The sequence below is a fragment of the Pseudomonas sp. E1BtOHC1 genome, from assembly GCF_058744285.1.
This window is the reverse complement of sequence record NZ_CP196023.1, coordinates 1,259,769-1,279,154: the sequence shown is the minus strand read 5'-3', so window position 1 is coordinate 1,279,154 and position 19,386 is coordinate 1,259,769. Positions and strand designations below refer to the sequence as shown.

The window sequence follows — 19,386 nt, the reverse complement described above, 5'->3', positions numbered from 1 at the left end:
TGTCGAAATCGCCGAGGCGTCACCAGCGGGTTGAGCCCGGTTGTCGGAGTCGAAAATGAAAGATTGGCTGGACCAGATCAAATGGGATGCGGACGGCCTGGTGCCGGCCATCGCCCAGGATCACAAGACCGGGCGCGTGCTGATGATGGCCTGGATGAACCGCGAGGCCCTGAGCCTGACCGCCGCCGAGAACCGCGCCATCTATTGGTCACGTTCCCGTGGCAAGCTATGGCGCAAGGGCGAAGAGTCCGGGCACGTGCAGAAGCTTCATGAAATGCGCCTGGACTGCGACGCTGACGTGATCATCCTGATGGTCGAGCAGATCGGCGACATTGCCTGTCACACCGGCCGCCACAGCTGTTTCTACCGCGTCTACGAAGACGGCGAGTGGAAAACCGTCGAACCGGTCCTCAAGGACCCGCACGCGATTTATTCTGCAGGACACTGACATGAGCGATACCCTCACCCGTCTGGCCCAAGTGCTGGAAGAGCGTAAAGACGCCGCAGCCGACAGCTCCTATGTGGCCAGCCTGTATCACAAGGGCCTGAACAAGATTCTGGAAAAAGTCGGCGAAGAGTCGGTGGAAACCATCATCGCCGCCAAGGACGCCGCCATCAGCGGTGACTGCAGCGATGTGATCTATGAAACCGCAGACCTGTGGTTCCATACCCTGGTCATGCTGGCGCAGCTAGGGCAGCACCCCCAGGCCGTGCTCGATGAACTGGATCGCCGCTTCGGTCTGTCCGGACACGCCGAGAAAGCCTCGCGTCCGTCCGCCTGAACAACTTTCTAAGAGGAAACGCAGCATGGGCATTTTTGACTGGAAACACTGGATCGTCATCCTGGTGGTCGTGGTACTGGTATTCGGCACCAAGAAGCTCAAGAACCTGGGCACTGACGTCGGCGAATCGATCAAGGGCTTCCGCAAGGCCATGAACGACGACGAAAAGCCGGCCGAGCCCGTAGTACCGCCAGCGGCACAGCCCGTGCCACCGGTTCAGCCGCAGCAAAGCGCACCGCTGAACCAGCCGCACACCATCGACGTGCAGGCACAAAAAGTCGAAGAGCCGACCCGCAAAGACTCGTGAGCACTGACTAATGTTTGGTATCAGCTTCTCTGAACTGCTGCTGGTGGGCCTGGTGGCCCTGCTGGTGCTCGGCCCCGAGCGCCTGCCTGGCGCGGCGCGCACCGCCGGCCTGTGGGTCGGGCGCCTGAAGCGCAGCTTCAACGCGATAAAACAGGAAGTTGAACGTGAAATCGGGGCCGACGAGATCCGCCGGCAACTGCACAACGAGCACATTCTGTCCCTGGAGCAGGAGGCGCGGAAGATCCTCGCCCCGACCCAGCAGCAACCGACTCCGGTCGAACCGATAGCCGAGCAGACGAATCACTCGCCAAGCTCCGCCCCGGTAGCTGAAACGGTCCCTGTGAGCGAAGCGCCGCTACCCACGACGCCGGTTGCCGAGCCTGCGGCCCCGGTGGCGACACCCGTCACCACGGCCCCCCACGACCCCACTTTGCCGCCGCGAGCCCCATGAGCGATATCCCAGAGAACGACCAACACATGCCGCTGGTGTCGCACCTCACCGAGCTGCGTACCCGCCTGCTGCGCTGCGTAGCGGCGATCTTCATCATCTTCGCCGGGTTGTTCGCCTTCACCCAGCAGATCTACACCATCGTCTCCACCCCCCTGCGCGAGTACCTGCCGGTGGGTGCAACGATGATCGCCACCGACGTCGCCTCGCCGTTTCTCACCCCGCTGAAACTGACCATGATGGTTTCGCTGTTCCTGGCGATCCCGGTGATCCTGCATCAGATCTGGGGCTTTATCGCACCCGGGCTGTACAAGCATGAGAAGCGCATCGCGGTGCCACTGTTGGTGTCGAGCATCCTGCTGTTCTACATCGGCATGGCCTTCGCCTACTTCCTGGTGTTTCCGCTGATCTTCAAGTTCTTCGCTGCCGCCACTCCGGCCGGCGTGGAGATGATGACCGACATCACCAGCTACCTCGATTTCGTCATGACCCTGTTCTTCGCGTTCGGCGTGGCTTTCGAGATTCCGGTGGCTGTGGTGCTGCTGGTATGGATCGGCGTGGTCAACGTGGCCTACCTGAGGAAGATCCGGCCTTACGTGATCATCGGCTGCTTTGTGGTCGGCATGATTCTCACCCCGCCGGATATCTTCTCCCAGACCTTGCTGGCCGTACCCATGTGGCTGCTGTTCGAAATCGGCGTGCTGTTCGGTGGGCTGATCAGCAAGCGCGGCGACCACCCGGACGATGCGCCGGCTGACGATCACAACGACCAGCCGCCAGCGACCCAAGCGTGAACCTGCTGCTTCTGGAAGAGGCCGACTTCATCGCGGCCGACCTTGTGGTGCTGCGCGACCGGCGCCTGACTCACATGCAGGAAGTGCATCGGGTTGCGGTGGGCGACAGCCTGCGGGTCGGGCGTATCGGCGGGCTGATGGGCTCAGCCCGGGTGCTGCGCCTGGAACCCACCGAAGCCGAGCTGCAAATCACCCTGGACCAGCCACCACCGGCCAAGCTGCCGCTGACCATGGTGCTGGCCCTGCCACGCCCGAAGATGCTTCGTCGAGTGCTGCAGACCGTCGCCGCCATGGGCGTGCCACGGCTGGTGCTGGTCAACAGCTACCGGGTGGAAAAAAGCTTCTGGCAAACCCCGTTCCTGGAACCCGAGGCCATTCGTGAACAGCTGATTCTCGGCCTGGAACAGGCTCGCGACAGCGTGCTACCCGAAGTGGTCATCGAAAAACGCTTCAAGCCCTTCGTCGAGGATCGTCTGCCGGCCCTCAGCGCAGGCACCCTGGGACTGGTGGGTCACCCCGGCCAGTACCCACCCTGCCCTCGCGGCCTGGATGAACCGGTAACCCTGGCCATCGGCCCCGAAGGTGGCTGGATCCCCTACGAGATCGATCTGTTGGCCAAGGCCGGCCTGCAACCGGTGCAACTGGGCGAACGCATCCTGCGGGTCGAAACCGCCGTCACAGCCCTCCTCTCACGCCTGTTTTGAGCAAAGGCTCCGTGCCAGCCGGAGCTTTCGCCTGCAATATCAAATCGCCACCTACCTACAGAATCCACCGCTCCCGCCGATAGCCTATGGTTAAGCCCATATTGCTAAAAGGGAGTTCGCAGCATGTACCGTTGGCTAGCCAGGAACCTGGGAAATGTAAGCGTCAGCCGCAAACTCGGTATCGGCTTCGGCCTGGTACTGCTTCTGACCCTATTGATCACTGCCACAGGCTGGACCGGCCTGGGCCGAGTGATCGACCGTGGCGACAAACTGGGCAACATCTCCACGCTCTATGGCATGACCAAGGACCTGCGCATCGCCCGTCTCAACTACGAGATGCACCATGGCGACCAGGGGCCGGCCGCCGTCAACGACATACTCAAACAGCTCGACGAAGGTCTACGGGCCGCCCGTGAGCAACTGCAGCAACCCGAAAGCATCGCCATGCTGGACCAGCAACTGAGCGCCGTGGCCGAATACCAGAAAGCCTTTGCCGACATGACCCGTGCCACCGCCAGCCGCGAGGCTGCCCGGGCCCAGCTCGGCGCCAGTGCCGACAATGCCGTGGCCCGGGTGGCCGAGGTCGAGAAATCGCTGCTGCAAGGCGACAGCGTGGCTCAGTTCAACAGCGTCATCGACCTCTCCAAACTGATCCAGCAGGCACGCTTCCAGGTGCGTGGCTACACCTACAGCGCCAAACCGGAAGCCAAGCAACCGGCCCTGGATGCCATCGATAACGCGCTGAACCACCTCACCAGCCTACCGACCCGCCTGCCGGAGCAGCACATTGCCAACCTGCAGCAAGCCAGCGACTCGCTCAAAGCCTACCGAGCGGCCGTCAGCGGCTTCAGCGACGCCGAAGAGGCCAGTGCTGCCGCGCTCAAGCGCATGGCCGCCCAAGGCGACCGACTGATGGACCTGAGCAACCAATTGACTAGCGCACAGACCGCCAAGCGTGACAGCGATGCCAGCCAGGCCAAAAGCACCCTGCTGATTGCCACAGTACTGGCCTTGGTGTTTGGTCTGATTGCCGCCTGGGCCATCACCCGGCAGATCATCCAACCGCTGCAGCAGACCCTCAAGGCCGCCGAACGCGTGGCAGCCGGCGATCTCAGCCAGAACCTGGCGGTGGATCGCCGCGACGAGCTTGGCCAACTGCAGAAAGCCATGCAGCGCATGACCCTCGGCTTGCGGGAACTGATCGGCGGCATCAGCGACGGCGTGACCCAGATCGCCAGCGCCGCCGAACAATTGTCGGCCGTCACCGAGCAGACCAGCGCCGGGGTCAACAGCCAGAAGGTGGAAACCGATCAGGTAGCCACGGCCATGAACGAAATGGCCGCCACAGTGCAGGAAGTCGCGCGCAATGCCGAAGAAGCCTCAGAGGCCGCTGTAGCCGCCGATCAGCAGGCCCGCGAGGGTGATCGCGTGGTGAACGAAGCCATTGCCCAGATCGAGCGTCTGGCCAGCGAGGTGGGCCACTCCACCGAAGCCATGGGCCACCTCAAGCAGGAAAGCGACAAGATCGGCAGCGTGCTGGATGTGATCAAGTCGGTGGCCCAGCAGACCAATCTGTTGGCCCTCAACGCCGCCATCGAAGCGGCACGTGCCGGTGAAGCCGGGCGTGGTTTCGCCGTGGTTGCGGACGAAGTGCGCAGCCTGGCCCAGCGCACCCAGCAATCCACCGAAGAAATCGCCGAGCTGATCGTCGGCCTGCAAAGCGGCACACAGCAAGTAGCCAGCACCCTGGACACCAGCCGCAGCCTCACTGACAGCAGCGTCGAACTGACCCGCCGGGCCGGGGGGTCGCTGGAGAACATCACTCGCACTGTGTCGGCCATCCAGGCGATGAACCAGCAGATTGCCGCGGCAGCCGAGCAACAGAGCGCCGTAGCGGAAGAGATCAACCGCAGCGTGTTGAATGTGCGTGATGTGTCTGAACAGACTTCATCGGCCAGCGAAGAAACCGCGGCCTCCAGCGCCGAACTGGCGCGGTTGGGGATTCACCTGCAAAGCCTGGTGGGGCGCTTCCGGGTCTGAATCGCTTCGCTGGCAAGCCGGCTCCTACAAGGGAATGCAGGAGCCGGCGAAGGCCTCACAGTACCTGGCGCAGGAAAGCCTGGGCCCGAGGATCTTTCGGCGCCGCGAAGAACACATCCGGCGCCGCATCCTCCAGCAGCTTGCCGTGATCGAAGAACAGCACCCGATCCGCCACTTCCCGGGCAAAGCCCATCTCGTGAGTCACACAGACCATGGTCATGCCTTCCAGGGCCAGGGTCTTCATCACGTCCAGCACTTCGCCGACCATTTCCGGGTCCAGTGCCGAAGTCGGCTCATCGAACAGCATGACCTTTGGCTCCATGGCCAGGGCCCGGGCAATCGCCACCCGCTGCTGTTGGCCGCCGGAAAGCCGCGAAGGAAACTCGTGGGCCTTCTGCGCAATGCCGACCTTCTCCAGCAACGCCAGGGCCTTGGCCTCGCGTTCCTGCTTGCCACGCTTGCGCACCACTTTCTGCGCCAGGCAGAGGTTTTCCAGCACGGTCATGTGGGGGAACAGGTTGAAATGCTGGAACACCATGCCCACTTCCCGGCGATAGGCGTTCACATCGGTCTTGGGGTCGGCCAGTTGCAGGCCGTCGATGCTCACCGAGCCGGAATCGAACTCTTCCAGGCCATTGAGGCAACGCAAAAAGGTGGACTTGCCGGAACCGGACGGACCGATCACCACCAGCACTTCACCCTTGGCCACCTGAGTGGTGACGTTGTCCACCGCACGCACCACCTGGCCGCGGGTGTCGAAGACTTTTACCAGATCGCGAACTTCAATCACTTTGCGCGAGCCTCCGCTCAAGCCGACTGGCCATCTTCGACAGCGGCAGGTTGATCAACAGATACAGGCCCGCCACGCAGAACAGGATCTCGAACGGCGAGAACGAGGTGGTGATGACTTCCCGGCCGCTCTTGAGCAGCTCGGTGATGGCGATCACCGACACCAGCGACGTGTCCTTGACCAGGCTGATGAACTGCCCGGCCAGGGGCGGCAACACCCGTTTGAACGCCTGTGGCAGCACCACGTGACGCATCGACTGGCCGGCGCTGAGCCCCAACGAGCGGGCAGCCTCGTTCTGCCCACGGGTAATGGACTGCACCCCGGCACGGACGATTTCCGCCACATAGGCCCCGGTGAACAGCGACAGCGCGGCGATCCCGGCGAACTCCCGGGACAGGTTGAGCACCGTGCCGATGAAGAAATAGAAAATGAAGATCTGCACCAGCAGCGGCGTACCCCGCACCAGCTCGACATAGAGCGTCGACAGGTCACGCAGGGTCGGGTTGCTGGACAGCCGGCACAGGCCGGTGCCGAGGCCGATGAGCAGGCCCAACACCCCAGACACCACCGACAGCCACAAGGTGGTCCACAAGCCCCACAACAGGGGGCCCGCCGCCCAGTGCCGGGTCACGCCAATCACATCGCCTTCGGCCACGTCATCGCCGCTAGCCACCTGCAGGCTGCTTTCATCGACACTCAGATGCTGCTCGGCACCCGAGTCACCGCGCAGCGTGACTTGAGCCTTGCCGCCCTGGCGCACAACCTCGGCGACGGTGGAGATCTCCGCCGCCCGCTGGGATTCTTCGGCCTGGTAGGCGAAGTACTGGGGGACACGGTTCCAGCGCCATTCGTAGGACATCAGCGAGGTGGCGTAGTACAGGGCGCCGGCCAGGCCGATCAGCACCAGCACGGTCAATACGTGCCAGGGCCATTGGGCTTTCTTCTGTTTGTTCACTTTGCAGGTTCCAGCGGTTTGCAGCGGGGAGGTTCGGCAGAGCTCGGGCGGGCATCATCGCGAGCAAGCTCGCTCCTACAAAAACGCTGTACGCCCTGTAGGAGCGAGCTTGCTCGCGATCAACCGCCAATCAGTTGCCTGACGCCTATTCCATGTCCTTGAGCCACTCGGTGCTCTTGAACCACTTGTCATGGATGCGATCGTAGGTGCCGTCTTCGTGGATCTGGTGCAGGAAGTTGTTGATGAAGTTGATGCTGTCGTAGTCACCCTTCTTCAGGCCGAAGGCCAGAGGCTCATAGGTGAACGGCTTGTCGAGGAACACCAGTTTGCCATTACCCACCTTGTTCACCGCCACCACGTTGTACGGGGCGTCGTAGATAAAGGCGTCGGCTTTGCCGTTGACCACGTCCAGCACCGCTTCCTGCTCATTGTCGTAGCCGTGGTACTTGGCCTTGGCAATCAGCTTCTTGGCGACCATTTCCCCGGTGGTGCCCAGCTTGGAGGTGATGCGGTAGTCGGCGCTGTTCAGGTCCTTGTAGGACTTGATGGTGCCTTCCAGATCCTTACGGATCAGCAGCGTCTGGCCGACCACGATGAAGGGTTCGCTGAAATTCAGGCGCAGGTTGCGTTCCTGGGTCAGGGTCATGCCGCTGCCGATCATGTCGAACTTGTCGGTGAGCAGGGCTGGGATGATGCCGTCGTAGCCAGTGGAAACCATCTCCAGCTTGACCCCCATGGACTTGGCCATGGCCTTGAGCAGATCGACTTCGAAACCGATGATTTCGCCACGCTTGTTGGTCATTTCGAACGGCATGTAGGTCGGGTCCATGCCGACTTTCAGCGTACCGCGCTTGACCGCGTCATCGATGGCGCCGGCCTGGGCGGTAGTGACCGCCAGCATGGCGGCGGCGCCTGCCAGCAGCAGCGAAAGATACTTCTTCATCTCAAGTCCCCTGAAGCCATTTTATTGTGGTGTCTGCGCGCCGCGGGCCTGGAATGAAAATCTTCGGATATCAAGCCGTTGTCGATCACGCACAGAAATTTGCGGGAGCGATGCTAACGCACTCGGCCGTTTGCACAAGGATTTTTGTTGTTACAAGGGGGGATGCGGGGCTATTGGCAGCAGAAAGCAAAACGCCCTTGAGTGGAGGCTCAAGGGCGTTGGCTTCAGGCCCGTTGCGGCGCCGCCATCAGCGGCTGCAAGGGCAGCAGCGGCGCATGGGGGTCAGCATCCACCGACTGGCGCCAGGCGTCCAGCCAATCGCTGTGACCCTCGCTCCAGACTTGCTGGTGCAGGCGCCCCAGGGCCACCGGATCGCTCAACAGCGCCAGGCGCTCGCTGTTGTTCAGGGCCGCCGGGCCGACTTTCAGTGCATGCCGTACCCGCTCCTGGCGCAGCCATTCGATCGGCTCGGCCTGGGTGTGGCGGGATGTGGCCAGGGCACAGGCCAGAGCGTTCTGCTGCGGGTCCACAACGGCTCGGACAAAGCCGTCGTTGAGCGCATGCCAGCGGTTCTCGTGGGTGTACTGGTCGGTGGCCAGCAGCGCCTGGGGCGGAGCGTATTCCTCGGGAATCAGGAACAGACTCTCGTCACGGGACTTCAGGCCCAGACCGACACGACTGGAGATCACCGACACCGGGATCGACAGCATCAGAGAACCGACAATCGGCACCAGCCACCAGAGGAAGCTGGGGTTCAGCCAGATCACCAGCAGGGCCCAGCAGAAGCCCAGCAGGGTCTGCGGACCGTGGCGGCGCACGGCTTCACTCCACGGCGTGGAGTCGTCGTCACGTTGTGGCGAGTTCCAGGTCGCGGCCCAGCCGAGGAATGCAGCCAGCACGAAACGGGTGTGGAAAATCATCCGCACCGGCGCCAGCAGCATGGAGAACAGCATCTCCAGGAGCATCGACAGGGTCACCTTGAACTTGCCGCCGAACTCTTTCGCGCCCTTGGCCCAGATCAGGATGATGCTCAACAACTTCGGCAGGAACAGCAGCACGATAGTCGTGGAGAACAGCGCGATGGCCTTGTCCGGGTGCCACTGCGGCCACAGCGGATACAGCTGCCGTGGTTCGAGGAAGTACTGCGGCTCCATCAGGGTATTGACCGCCAGCAGAGCCGTGGACAGCACCAGGAAGAAGAACCACAGCGGTGCCGAAAGGTAGGACATCACCCCGGTGAGGAACACCGCACGGTGCACCGGGTGCATACCCTTGACCAGGAACAGGCGGAAGTTCATCAGGTTGCCGTGGCACCAGCGACGGTCACGCTTGAGTTCGTCCAGCAGGTTAGGCGGCAGCTCTTCGTAGCTGCCCGGCAGGTCGTAGGCAATCCACACGCCCCAGCCGGCACGGCGCATCAGCGCGGCTTCGACGAAGTCGTGGGACAGGATCGCACCGGCGAAGGCGCCTTTACCGGGCAATGGCGCCAGGGCGCAGTGCTCGATGAACGGCTTCATGCGGATGATCGCGTTGTGGCCCCAGTAGTGGGACTCGCCCAACTGCCAGAAGTGCAGGCCGGCGGTGAACAGCGGGCCGTAGACCCGGGTGGCGAACTGCTGCATGCGCGCATACAGGGTGTCCATGCCCGACGCCCGTGGCGCGGTCTGGATGATCCCCGCGTCCGGCGTGGCTTCCATCAAGCGCACCAGGCTGGTCAGGCATTCGCCGCTCATCACGCTGTCGGCGTCGAGCACCACCATGTACTTGTAGTCACCGCCCCAACGACGGCAGAAGTCGTCGAGGTTGCCGCTCTTGCGCTTCACACGGCGACGGCGACGGCGGTAGAAAATCTTGCCGAAGCCCTTGGCTTCCCGGCAGACATCCAGCCAGGCCTGCTGCTCGGCCACGCAGATATCACTGTCGTTACTGTCGCTGAGCACGAAGAAATCGAAGCGGTCCAGGTCACCGGTGGCCGCTACCGACTCGAAGGTCGCCCGCAGACCGGCAAACACCCGGGGCACGTCTTCGTTGCAGATCGGCATCACCAGTGCGGTACGTGCGTCCTTGGGAATCGGCTCGTTACCGGCGCTGGCCCCGGAGATGCGGTACTTGTCGTGACCAGTCAACAGCTCCAGGAAGCCCATCAACGCAGTCCAGAAACCCGCCGAGACCCAGCAGAAGAGGATGCCGAAAAGAATCAGGATGCTGGTTTGCAGGGCATAGGGCAGCACTTGGGTCGCGGTCTGCATCAGCGGCTGGTGCAGGACCTCTTCCAGGTCGACGAAGGACCAGCCCTGGTACGGCATGATGCCTTTCATGTACCAGCCGGCGACGATGGTCTGGCCGAGCATCAGCACCAGCAGGATGTAGCGACGGATCGAACCCACGGTGCGCCAGCGCGCAGCCGGCAGCACACGTTCGTCCTTCGGCGGCGCGGGCGGGTTGGTGCGCCCGGTCAGTCGCCGCCAGCCACGCACCAGGATATTGGTGCGCCACGGCTCCGGTACCACCTTGGTGCGGCGGATCGGCGGCGTGGCCTTGAGGCAGACCCGGCCTTCGGCGTCGACCGCAAGCATTTCCGCTTCTTCGAGTTCCGCGGCGGTGCTCAAGGACAGGCGCTGGCCCACCGATACCTGGGCGGCATCGGTTGGAGCGTCGAAGGTCGTTGACGACAAACGTTGGTGCAGTTCGCTGAAAGACTGGCAGCCCGCGAGTTCCGCGCGCTGCTGGTCCGACATCGGCAAGTGCGCCAGGTACTCGGCAAGAGACTCTGGCTGTAGTTGAGAGTTACTCATCGGCAGGCAACTGGTAGCTCCAGGTCTCGGTCAGGACTTGTTCAGTTTTAACCGGTTCCGGTGTGGCTGGGGCCGCCTCGGCAGCAGGCTGCTTGGCGTCTTTGTGGTCCTTGTCCTTGGCATTCTTGGCGTCTTTGGCCGGCTTGGCTTCAGTCTGCTTGGCCGCTGCCGCAGCGGCTTCCTTCTCCTTCTTCTCCTGTTGCTTGGCGGCGATCTTGTCGGCCTTGGCAACGGAGGAGTTGGAGTTAGGGGTCGAGGCCTTGACCGGCTCGGCTACCGGGATGTTGCGCACCAGCGCGGCACGCATCTCGGTGGCCTTGCTCGCATCCTTGATCTTCATCCGCAGGGTCAGGCGCCAGCCTTTGGTTTCCGGGTTGTAGCGAACGCTGTTTTCCACCAGCTCGGCATTGTCGCCAACACTCACCTGGCTGCGAACTTCGGCGTTTTCCGGCAATGCCGCCAGGGATGGGCCTTCGAAGTCCACCAGGTAGGCAACGCTGCCATCAGGCTGACGGATCAGGTTGGATTGCTTGACGTCACCGGTGGAGCGCAGGGTCTGTTGCACCCAGGCGCTGTCGGGGGAATGCAGGGCGGCTTCGTCGATGGTCCAGTGCAGGCGGTAGGCATAATCCAGCGGCTGGCCTGGCTCAGGCTGCTTTTCCGGGTTCCAGAACGCCACGATGTTGTCGTTGGTTTCGTCCGCAGTCGGGATCTCTACCAGATCGACGGTACCTTTGCCCCAGTCGCCCTTGGGCTCGATCCAGGCGCTTGGGCGCTTGTCGTAGCGGTCATCGAGGTCTTCGTAGTGGCTGAAGTCACGGCCACGCTGCAGCAGGCCGAAACCACGCGGGTTCTCTACCGAGAAGTTGCTCACGGCCAGGTGTTTCGGGTTGTTCAGGGGACGCCAGATCCATTCGCCGTTGCCGGCATGGATCGACAGACCGCTGGAGTCGTGCAGCTCGCGACGGTAGTTGAGGACTTTCGACGGCTGGTTGGCGCCGAACAGGTACATGCTGGTCAGCGGGGCCAGGCCCAGCTTGCCGACCTTGTCACGCAGGAACACCCGAGCCTTGACGTCGACAATGGTGTCGGCGCCCGGACGCAGGGTCAGGCGGTAGGCGCCAGTGGCCCGTGGCGAATCCAGCAGGGCGTAGATCACCAGATGCTTGTCGGTTGGTTTGGGCTGTTGGATCCAGAACTCGCTGAAGCGCGGGAACTCTTCGCCGGACGGCAGGGCGGTGTCGATCGCCAGACCACGGGCGGACAGGCCATAAGTGTGGCCTTTGCCGACGACGCGGAAGTAGCTCGCGCCCAGCATGGTCATGATCTCGTCTTGCTTATCAGCCTTGTTGATCGGGTACAGCACACGGAAACCGGCATAGCCGAGCTTTTCGGTGGCCTTGGGATCGAACTTGACGTCGCCGAAATCGAAGCGATTCGGGTCGTACTTGATCTCGGATACGGTGTTGGCGCTGATCTCGTTGATCTTCACCGGCGTGTCGAAGTGCATGCCCTGGTGATAGAACGACAGCTTGAATGGGGTCTTCTGATCGGCCCATTCGGCTTTTTCGCTGAGGAAGCGGATTTTCTGGTAATCCGCAAACTTCATCTCACGGAATTCGTTCGGCAGGTTACTGCGCGGGGCCTCGTACTTCTGCCCGGCCAAGTCCTTGGCCTTGGCCGACACATCATCCAGATTGAATGCCATGAGTTGACCGGCGCCGAACAGGCAGACCAGCGCAGAGCCCGTCACCAGTGCGTTTCGTAACCGTTTGGCAAACAAGTTTGGTGCATTACAGGGACTAACAATCACGAGCAACCCTCGCCGAAAACAGATCAAAAAACCAACGGCCAGCTATCTATATGCCAGGTTGGCGAGCATTGTTCCGACTCCGATGGGGCTAAATGATTCCCCAAGCGGCCGTGGACAAGTCTCTACTAAAGTCAAAATGGACCAACGAACGCTGATCCCCGTAGCGCGCGATTATCTAGTAGCCCGCGTTACAACGCATCAGGGGTAACAAAGTATTTATCGCGAAAAACAGCAGTTTCCGGCCCAAATCGGTGGAAAAAGATGTTTCAGGCGCTTTCAGGTCTGTAACAGGAAGGTTACCGGGCCATCATTGACCAGATGCACCTGCATGTCCGCGCCAAAACGCCCTGATGCCACTTTGCTATGCAACTGTTGCGCCTTCGCTATCAGGTAGTCAAAAAGCTCCTCACCGAGTGCAGGTGGCGCAGCCGTGGAAAAGCTCGGACGCAACCCGCTTTTGGTGTCTGCCGCCAAGGTGAACTGCGACACCAGCAGCAGCCCGCCCTGCACATCCGTCAGGGACAGGTTCATCTTGCCTTCAGCATCGCTGAACACCCGATAGTTAAGCAGCTTATGCAGGAGTTTGTCGGCGCTGGCCCGAGTGTCCTCGGGCTCCACCGCCACCAGCACCAGCAAACCCTGATCCACCGCACCGACTATTTCCCCGGCCACTTCAACCCGCGCGCCGGTTACACGCTGCAACAGCCCCTTCATGCTTCTTCAGGCGGCAGGTCGAGCAGGCGGCGAGCCATCTGATCAGTGGCTCGTACCAGGGCGTCGGTGATGCCCGGTTCGGAGGCGGCATGACCCGCATCGCGAATCACCTGCAACTCGCTGTTGGGCCAGGCCTGATGCAGCTCCCAGGCGTTGTCCAGGGGGCAGATCACGTCGTAGCGACCGTGGATGATGACCCCGGGCAGATGGGCGATCTTGCCCATGTCGCGGATCAGCTGGTCGGGTTCGAGGAAAGCGTTGTTGATGAAGTAATGGCATTCGATCCGGGCAATCGACAGCGCCCGCTGCGGCTCGGAGAAGCGGTCCACCACCAGCGGGTTCGGACGCAGGGTCGCGGTGCGCCCTTCCCAACCCGACCAGGCCTTGGCGGCATGCATCTGGGCGATCTGGTCATTGCCGGTCAGGCGCTTGTGGAAGGCGCTGACCAGGTCATGCCGCTCCTCCAGGGGAATCGGCGCCACATAGTCCTGCCAGTAATCCGGGAACAGACGGCTGGCGCCGCACTGGTAGTACCACTGGATTTCCTGGGGACGGGCCAGGAAGATGCCCCGCACGATCAGGCCCAGCACTCGATCCGGGTGGGCCTGGGCATAGGCCAGGGCCAGAGTCGAACCCCAGGAGCCGCCGAACAGCACCCATTTGTCGATGCCCAGGTGCTGGCGAATCCGCTCCAGGTCCGCCACCAGGTCCCAGGTGGTGTTGTTTTCCAGACTGGCGTGGGGGGTGGAACGTCCGCAACCGCGCTGGTCGAAGGTGACGATGCGGTACAGGTTCGGGTCGAAATAGCAGCGACTCGCCCCATCACAGCCCGCGCCCGGACCACCGTGAATGAACACCACCGGCAAACCTTCCGGTGAACCACTTTCGTCGACATACAGCACATGGGGCTTGTCGACGGCCAGATCGTGCCGGGCATAGGGTTTGATCTGCGGGTACAAAGTCTGCATTACGCGCTCCGTGGAGGTCGGGTTCATCCCTGGTGGGACTTCATTTATTCTGCCGTTTGGCATCATAAACCCGAATTACGCAATGAGCATGTCCTTGAAGAAAACAGGGTTGTTCAGGGGATTGCGACGAGTCGCGCAGGGCGCTTGGCGAGCAAGCTCGCTCCTATATAAAGGCGTGCATCCGCGGTAGGAGCCAGCTTGCTGGCCAAAGCAATGTCAGCGGTAACGCTCCTGCCCCCAGGCCAGCAGCCCCTGCAGCAATGCCTTGAGCACCACCTGGGTCGGTGCCGCCAGGTCCTCGCGATAGCGGAACGGCTCGAACTCCTCCATATAGGCGCTCTGCGCCAGTTCCAGTTGCACCGCATGAATGTGCTCGGCCGGGTTACCGTAATGCCGGGTGATATGCCCCCCCTTGAACCGACCGTTGAGCACGTGGGTGTAATCGCCATGGGCGGCGCAGATGCTCTCCAGACGGCTGGCCAGTTGCGCATCGCAGCTGGCGCCGTTGAAGGTGCCAAGGTTGAAGTCCGGCAGCTTGCCCTCGAACAGATGAGGGATCAGCGAACGAATGGAGTGGGCATCGAACAGCAAGGCATAGCCGAACTCGGCCTTGAGCCGCGCCAGCTCCTCTTGCAGGGTGCGGTGATAGGGCCCCCAGACCTGTTCCAGGTATTGCTGCCGCTCTTCTTTGGACGGCGCCTGCCCTTCGACGAACAACGGCTCGCCATCGAACAGCGTCGCCGGATACAGGCCAGTGGTAGCACCGACGTACAGCGGTTTGTCATCGGAAGGCCGGTTCAGGTCGATGACGAAACGCGAATATTCGGCCGCCAGGGTGCTGGCCCCCAGCTCCTCGGCGAACTGATACAGCCGTGGAATGTGCCAGTCGGTGTCCGGCAGGCTTTGCGCCTGTGGAACCAGACCGGCCATCACTGCCGGCGTCAGGCGCGTACCGGCATGGGGCATGCTGATCAGCAGGGGCACCCGGCCTTGTTTGAATGTCAGAACCTTATCCACAACCCGTCTCCTAAACAGTCACTTCAACGCCGTGTCGCACGACGCGTTTTTCCAGGTCACCGCCCAGCCAGTAGGCCAGGTCGGCGGGACGATCGATCTGCCAGGCGACAAAGTCCGCCACCTTGCCCACTTCCAGCGAACCATGGGTCTGCGCCATGCCCAGGGCCTGGGCCGCGTGCAAGGTGACCCCGGCCAACGCCTCCTCCGGCGTCATACGCAAACAGGTGCAGGCCATGTTCAGCATCAGGCGCAGCGACAGCACCGGCGAAGTCCCGGGATTGAGGTCGCTGGCCACGGCAATCTTCACCCCGTGCTTGCGCAGGGCATCCATCGGTGGCAACTGAGTTTCCCGGAGGAAATAGAAAGCCCCCGGCAGCAGCACGGCCACGGTCCCCGATGTCGCCATGGCAATGGCATCGTCCTCGGTCATGAACTCCAGGTGATCGGCAGACAGCGCCCGGTAGCGCGCTGCCAGGCTCGAGCCATGCAAGGACGACAATTGTTCGGCATGCAGTTTCACCGGCAGGTCTAGCTTGTGCGCGGCAATGAATACCCGCTCCACCTGGGCTGGGGAGAACGCCAGGTACTCACAGAAGGCATCCACGGCATCCACCAGCCCCTCGGCCGCAAGGGCCGGGAGCATCTCGCTGCAGATATGCTCGATGTAGTCGTCACTGCGCTCGGCATATTCCGGCGGCAGGGCGTGGGCCGCCAGGCAGGTGCTGCGCACACTGACCGGCAACTCCTCGCCGAGACGGCGGATCACCCGCAGGATCTTGCGCTCGCTGGCCAGGTCCAGGCCGTAGCCGGACTTGATCTCGACGCTGGTGACACCGTCCCGCAGCAGGCTCAGCAGACGCTTGCGGGCGCTGACGAACAGTTCCTCTTCAGTGGCTGCGCGGGTCGCCCGTACGGTGCTGGCGATACCGCCACCGGCCGCGGCGATCTCGGCGTAGCTCACGCCCTGCAGGCGCTGCTCGAACTCGCCGCTGCGGTTGCCGCCAAATACCGTGTGGGTGTGGCAATCGATAAAGCCCGGGGTTACCCAGGCTCCAGCCAGGTCCTTGACCTGGGCGTAGTCGCCGGCCGGCGCCTCCGAGCGCCGGCCGATCCACTCGATGTGCGCCCCTGACGTCACCATGGCCGCGTCCTCGATGATCGAGTAGATACCCGAGGCCATGCTGGCGACGTTGCAGTGTTGCCAAAGAGTTTTCATCCAGGGCCTCCGTTAATGATCAGTAGGTAAAGAAGAATCGACGCGGATCTGCTGAGCCTGCCCCGCCACCGGCTTGACCCACAGCATATAGGCCACCACCAGCAGAACGATCCACACCACGCCCACCATCAGCGCCGCCTGGGTTTTCGGGAAATAGCCCAGGACGCCGAAGATGAACAGCATGAAGGCAATCGCCGCTGCCGGCGCCCAAGGCCAGAACGGCACCTTGAACTGCAACCGGGCCACTTGCTCGGCGCTCATGGAGCGACGCATCGCCACGTGGGTCAGAAGAATCATCAGCCACACCCAGACCGTGGCGAAGGTGGCCAGGGACGCGATCAGCAGGAAGATGTTTTCCGGGATCAGGTAGTTCAATACCACGCCGCCCAACAGCGTCACGGCCATCACCACCACGGTCATCCACGGCACGCCGGCCTTGGACACCTGGGCAAAGCCCTTGGGCGCCTGTCCTTGCTGGGCCAGGCCGTACATCATGCGCCCGGCACCAAAGATATCGCTGTTGATCGCCGATACCGCCGCCGAAATCACCACGATATTGAGGATGGTGGCTGCCGAACTGATGCCCAGGCTGTCGAATATCTGCACGAAGGGGCTGCCCTGGGTGCCAATCTGCGGCCAGGGGAAAATCGACATCAGCACGAACAGGGTCAGTACGTAGAACAGCAAGATGCGCAGAGGCACCGCGTTGATCGCCTTGGGGATGACCCGCTGTGGGTCCTTGGCCTCGCCGGCGGTGACACCGATGATCTCGATACCGCCAAAGGCGAACATCACCACCGCAAAGGACGCGATCACCCCACCAATGCCATTGGGCATGAAGCCGCCATGGGCCCAGAGGTTGCTGGCGCCGGTGGCCTGCTCGGTGGCCGCACTGCCGATACCGAACATCATGATGCCGAACCCGCCGAGGATCATGGCGACGATCGCCCCGACCTTGAGCAGCGACAACCAGAACTCCATCTCGCCGAAGACCTTGACGCTGCACAGGTTGAGGCCGCCGATCAGCAGGACGATGCCCAGTACCCAGATCCAGCGTGCTACTTCGGGAAACCAGAAGCCCATATAGATGCCAAAAGCAGTGACGTCCGCCAGACAAACGATGAGCATCTCGAACGCGTAGGTCCAGCCCAGGATAAAGCCCGGCAAAGGCCCCAGGTACTGACTGGCGTACTGCCCGAAGGAGCCGGACACCGGGTTGTGCACGGCCATCTCCCCCAGGGCGCGCATCACCATGAACACCGCTGCGCCACCAATCAGGTAGGCCAGCAGCACGGCCGGGCCGGCCATCTGGATGGCGGAGGCCGACCCGTAGAACAACCCGGTGCCAATGGCCGACCCCAGGGCCATGAAGCGAATGTGGCGGGCCGTCAGCCCGCGTTTCAATCCTTGGGTTTGCTGTGTCATTTCTCGTCCCTAATTATTCTTATCAGAGAAAGCGGTGGACCGACCCTCAATAGCCAAGGCCCGGCCCACCCAAAGATTTCGCCGACGCGCAGCCCCCGCAGGAGCCCGCTGGCCGGCGAAAGTGTCTTAGAGGCTCGGCAGCAACTGAGCCGGCAACAGGTCGTTCAGGCACCGCGAAGCCAACAATTCGCTGGCAGCGTTGATATCCGGTGCAAAGAAACGGTCCTTCTCGTAATACGCCACTTTCTCGCGCAGGGTGGCACGGGCTTTTTCCAGGGTCGGCGAGGTTTTCAGGCCTTCGCGCAGGTCCAGGCCCTGACAGGCCGCCAGCCATTCCACGGCCAGAACACCGCGGGTGTTCTCGGCCATTTCCCACAGGCGCTTGCCGGCGGCCGGAGCCATGGACACGTGGTCTTCCTGGTTGGCGGAGGTGGGAATGCTGTCCACCGAGTGCGGGTGGGCCAGGGCCTTGTTCTCGCTGGCCAGGGCCGCAGCGGTCACCTGGGCGATCATGAAGCCGGAGTTGACCCCGCCATTGGCCACCAGGAACGGCGGCAGCTGGGACATGTGCTTGTCCATCATCAGCGAGATACGGCGCTCGCTCAGGGAAGCGATCTCGGCGATGGCCAGGGCCATGTTGTCGGCCGCCATGGCCACGGGTTCGGCGTGGAAGTTGCCACCGGAAATCACATCGCCTTCGGCTGCGAACACCAGCGGGTTATCGGATACGGCGTTGGCTTCGACCACCAGCACTTCGGCCGCCTGGCGGAACTGGGTCAGGCAGGCGCCCATCACTTGCGGCTGGCAACGCAGGGAGTACGGGTCCTGAACCTTGTCGCAGTTCTGGTGCGAGGCGGACACCTCGGTGCTGTCGCCGAGCAAGGCGCGATAGGCCGCAGCGGTATCGATCTGCCCGCGCTGGCCGCGAGCGGCGTGAATCCGTGGATCGAACGGCGAGCGCGAACCCAGCACGGCTTCCACCGTCAGGCCGCCACAGACCAGGGCACCGGCGAACAGGTCTTCGCCTTCGAACAGACCGCGCAGGGCGTATGCGGTGGACACCTGGGTGCCGTTGAGCAGCGCCAGGCCTTCCTTGGCGGCCAGGGTCAGCGGCTTGAGGCCGGCGACTTCCAGGGCCGCAGTGGCGTCCAGCCATTGCCCCTTGTAGCGCGCCTTGCCCTCACCCAGCAGCACCAGGGACATGTGGGCCAAAGGCGCCAGGTCGCCGGAAGCGCCCACCGAGCCCTTGAGTGGAATATGCGGATAGACCTCGGCGTTGATCAGGGCGATCAGGGCATCGATCACCTGACGGCGGATGCCGGAGAAACCGCGGCTCAGGCTGTTGACCTTGAGCACCATGATCAGGCGCACCAGATCGTCGCTGATGGGCTCGCCCACGCCGGCGGCATGGGACAGCACCAGGGAACGCTGGAGGTTTTCCAGGTCGGCGCTGGCGATGCGGGTCGAAGCCAGCAGGCCAAACCCGGTGTTGATCCCGTAGGCGGTGCGGTTCTCGGCGAGAATCTGCTCGACACAAGCGACGCTGGCGTCGATCTGCGCCGAGGCGCTGTCATCCAGGGTCAGGGTCAGCGGCTGCTGATAGATGGCCCGCAGTTGGGCCAGGGTCAGTTGGCCGGGAATCAGGTTTAGCGCAGTCACATTCATGCTCCTTTTG

Annotated in this window: 18 protein-coding genes and 1 pseudogene; 8 read left to right on the top strand and 11 right to left on the bottom strand. The window is 62.6% G+C overall.

Going from position 1 to position 19,386, the window contains the following annotated elements; genetic code table 11:
• The first annotated feature begins 55 nt into the window (after nucleotides 1-55).
• The 8 genes and pseudogenes from hisI (at nucleotide 56) to ACSSVC_RS05885 (ending at nucleotide 5,075) form a co-directional block, all read left to right on the top strand.
• Nucleotides 56-448, top strand: coding sequence for a phosphoribosyl-AMP cyclohydrolase (gene hisI, locus ACSSVC_RS05920; RefSeq protein WP_011058799.1), 393 nt, complete (start codon nucleotides 56-58; stop codon nucleotides 446-448).
• A gap of 1 nt (nucleotide 449) precedes the next feature.
• Nucleotides 450-782, top strand: a complete 333-nt coding sequence (locus ACSSVC_RS05915) for a phosphoribosyl-ATP diphosphatase (RefSeq protein ID WP_011058798.1) — start codon at nucleotides 450-452, stop codon at nucleotides 780-782.
• Nucleotides 783-807: 25 nt separating this feature from the next.
• Nucleotides 808-1,089: a twin-arginine translocase TatA/TatE family subunit gene (locus ACSSVC_RS05910; RefSeq protein WP_011058797.1), complete on the top strand. Its 282-nt coding sequence runs from the start codon at nucleotides 808-810 to the stop codon at nucleotides 1,087-1,089.
• A gap of 10 nt (nucleotides 1,090-1,099) precedes the next feature.
• Nucleotides 1,100-1,540, top strand: coding sequence for a Sec-independent protein translocase protein TatB (tatB, locus tag ACSSVC_RS05905; protein ID WP_346634452.1), 441 nt, complete (start codon nucleotides 1,100-1,102; stop codon nucleotides 1,538-1,540).
• Nucleotides 1,537-2,331 (top strand): twin-arginine translocase subunit TatC, encoded by a 795-nt coding sequence (gene tatC, locus ACSSVC_RS05900; RefSeq protein ID WP_123724103.1) that lies wholly within the window; start codon nucleotides 1,537-1,539, stop codon nucleotides 2,329-2,331. Before tatB ends, tatC begins: the two co-directional genes overlap by 4 nt.
• Nucleotides 2,328-3,035, top strand: a complete 708-nt coding sequence (locus ACSSVC_RS05895; protein ID WP_123724104.1) for a 16S rRNA (uracil(1498)-N(3))-methyltransferase — start codon at nucleotides 2,328-2,330, stop codon at nucleotides 3,033-3,035. Before tatC ends, ACSSVC_RS05895 begins: the two co-directional genes overlap by 4 nt.
• A gap of 123 nt (nucleotides 3,036-3,158) precedes the next feature.
• Nucleotides 3,159-4,217, top strand: a pseudogene (locus tag ACSSVC_RS05890) (methyl-accepting chemotaxis protein); the annotation flags it as partial.
• Nucleotides 4,203-5,075 carry a methyl-accepting chemotaxis protein gene (locus ACSSVC_RS05885; protein ID WP_371826193.1) on the top strand — a complete coding sequence of 291 codons (873 nt, stop codon included), beginning with the start codon at nucleotides 4,203-4,205 and terminating at the stop codon, nucleotides 5,073-5,075. The pseudogene ACSSVC_RS05890 and the gene ACSSVC_RS05885, both read left to right, overlap by 15 nt.
• 55 nt (nucleotides 5,076-5,130) lie before the next feature.
• On the opposite strand, the gene ACSSVC_RS05880 is transcribed toward ACSSVC_RS05885, so the two are convergent.
• The 11 genes from ACSSVC_RS05880 to hutH form a co-directional block, all read right to left on the bottom strand.
• Nucleotides 5,131-5,865, bottom strand: coding sequence for an amino acid ABC transporter ATP-binding protein (locus ACSSVC_RS05880; RefSeq protein WP_404938091.1), 735 nt, complete (start codon nucleotides 5,863-5,865; stop codon nucleotides 5,131-5,133).
• Nucleotides 5,858-6,820, bottom strand: coding sequence for an amino acid ABC transporter permease (locus ACSSVC_RS05875; protein ID WP_346634449.1), 963 nt, complete (start codon nucleotides 6,818-6,820; stop codon nucleotides 5,858-5,860). Before ACSSVC_RS05875 ends, ACSSVC_RS05880 begins: the two co-directional genes overlap by 8 nt.
• A 145-nt stretch (nucleotides 6,821-6,965) precedes the next feature.
• The gene (locus ACSSVC_RS05870) at nucleotides 6,966-7,763 is read right to left on the bottom strand and encodes a transporter substrate-binding domain-containing protein (RefSeq protein ID WP_015633853.1); all 798 of its coding nucleotides are present in this window, start codon (nucleotides 7,761-7,763) and stop codon (nucleotides 6,966-6,968) included.
• A 224-nt stretch (nucleotides 7,764-7,987) separates the two neighbouring features.
• The gene (gene mdoH / locus ACSSVC_RS05865; RefSeq protein WP_492612071.1) at nucleotides 7,988-10,558 is read right to left on the bottom strand and encodes a glucans biosynthesis glucosyltransferase MdoH; all 2,571 of its coding nucleotides are present in this window, start codon (nucleotides 10,556-10,558) and stop codon (nucleotides 7,988-7,990) included.
• Nucleotides 10,551-12,371: a glucan biosynthesis protein G gene (locus tag ACSSVC_RS05860; protein WP_404938090.1), complete on the bottom strand. Its 1,821-nt coding sequence runs from the start codon at nucleotides 12,369-12,371 to the stop codon at nucleotides 10,551-10,553. Before ACSSVC_RS05860 ends, mdoH begins: the two co-directional genes overlap by 8 nt.
• A 276-nt stretch (nucleotides 12,372-12,647) precedes the next feature.
• Nucleotides 12,648-13,085, bottom strand: a complete 438-nt coding sequence (gene dtd / locus ACSSVC_RS05855) for a D-aminoacyl-tRNA deacylase (protein WP_346634446.1) — start codon at nucleotides 13,083-13,085, stop codon at nucleotides 12,648-12,650.
• Entirely contained in the window at nucleotides 13,082-14,053 is a 972-nt protein-coding gene (gene pip / locus ACSSVC_RS05850) for a prolyl aminopeptidase (RefSeq protein ID WP_346634445.1), read from the bottom strand. Before pip ends, dtd begins: the two co-directional genes overlap by 4 nt.
• Nucleotides 14,054-14,269: 216 nt before the next feature.
• Nucleotides 14,270-15,070 (bottom strand): N-formylglutamate deformylase, encoded by an 801-nt coding sequence (gene hutG, locus ACSSVC_RS05845; RefSeq protein ID WP_404938089.1) that lies wholly within the window; start codon nucleotides 15,068-15,070, stop codon nucleotides 14,270-14,272.
• Between the two features lie 10 nt (nucleotides 15,071-15,080).
• On the bottom strand, nucleotides 15,081-16,286 hold the full coding sequence (hutI, locus tag ACSSVC_RS05840) for an imidazolonepropionase (protein ID WP_404938088.1): 1,206 nt from the start codon (nucleotides 16,284-16,286) through the stop codon (nucleotides 15,081-15,083).
• A gap of 12 nt (nucleotides 16,287-16,298) precedes the next feature.
• Nucleotides 16,299-17,711, bottom strand: coding sequence for an amino acid permease (locus ACSSVC_RS05835; RefSeq protein WP_346634442.1), 1,413 nt, complete (start codon nucleotides 17,709-17,711; stop codon nucleotides 16,299-16,301).
• A gap of 126 nt (nucleotides 17,712-17,837) precedes the next feature.
• A complete protein-coding gene (gene hutH / locus ACSSVC_RS05830; RefSeq protein WP_492612070.1) occupies nucleotides 17,838-19,376 on the bottom strand; it encodes a histidine ammonia-lyase in 1,539 nt (512 codons plus the stop codon).
• Nucleotides 19,377-19,386 lie beyond the last annotated feature (10 nt).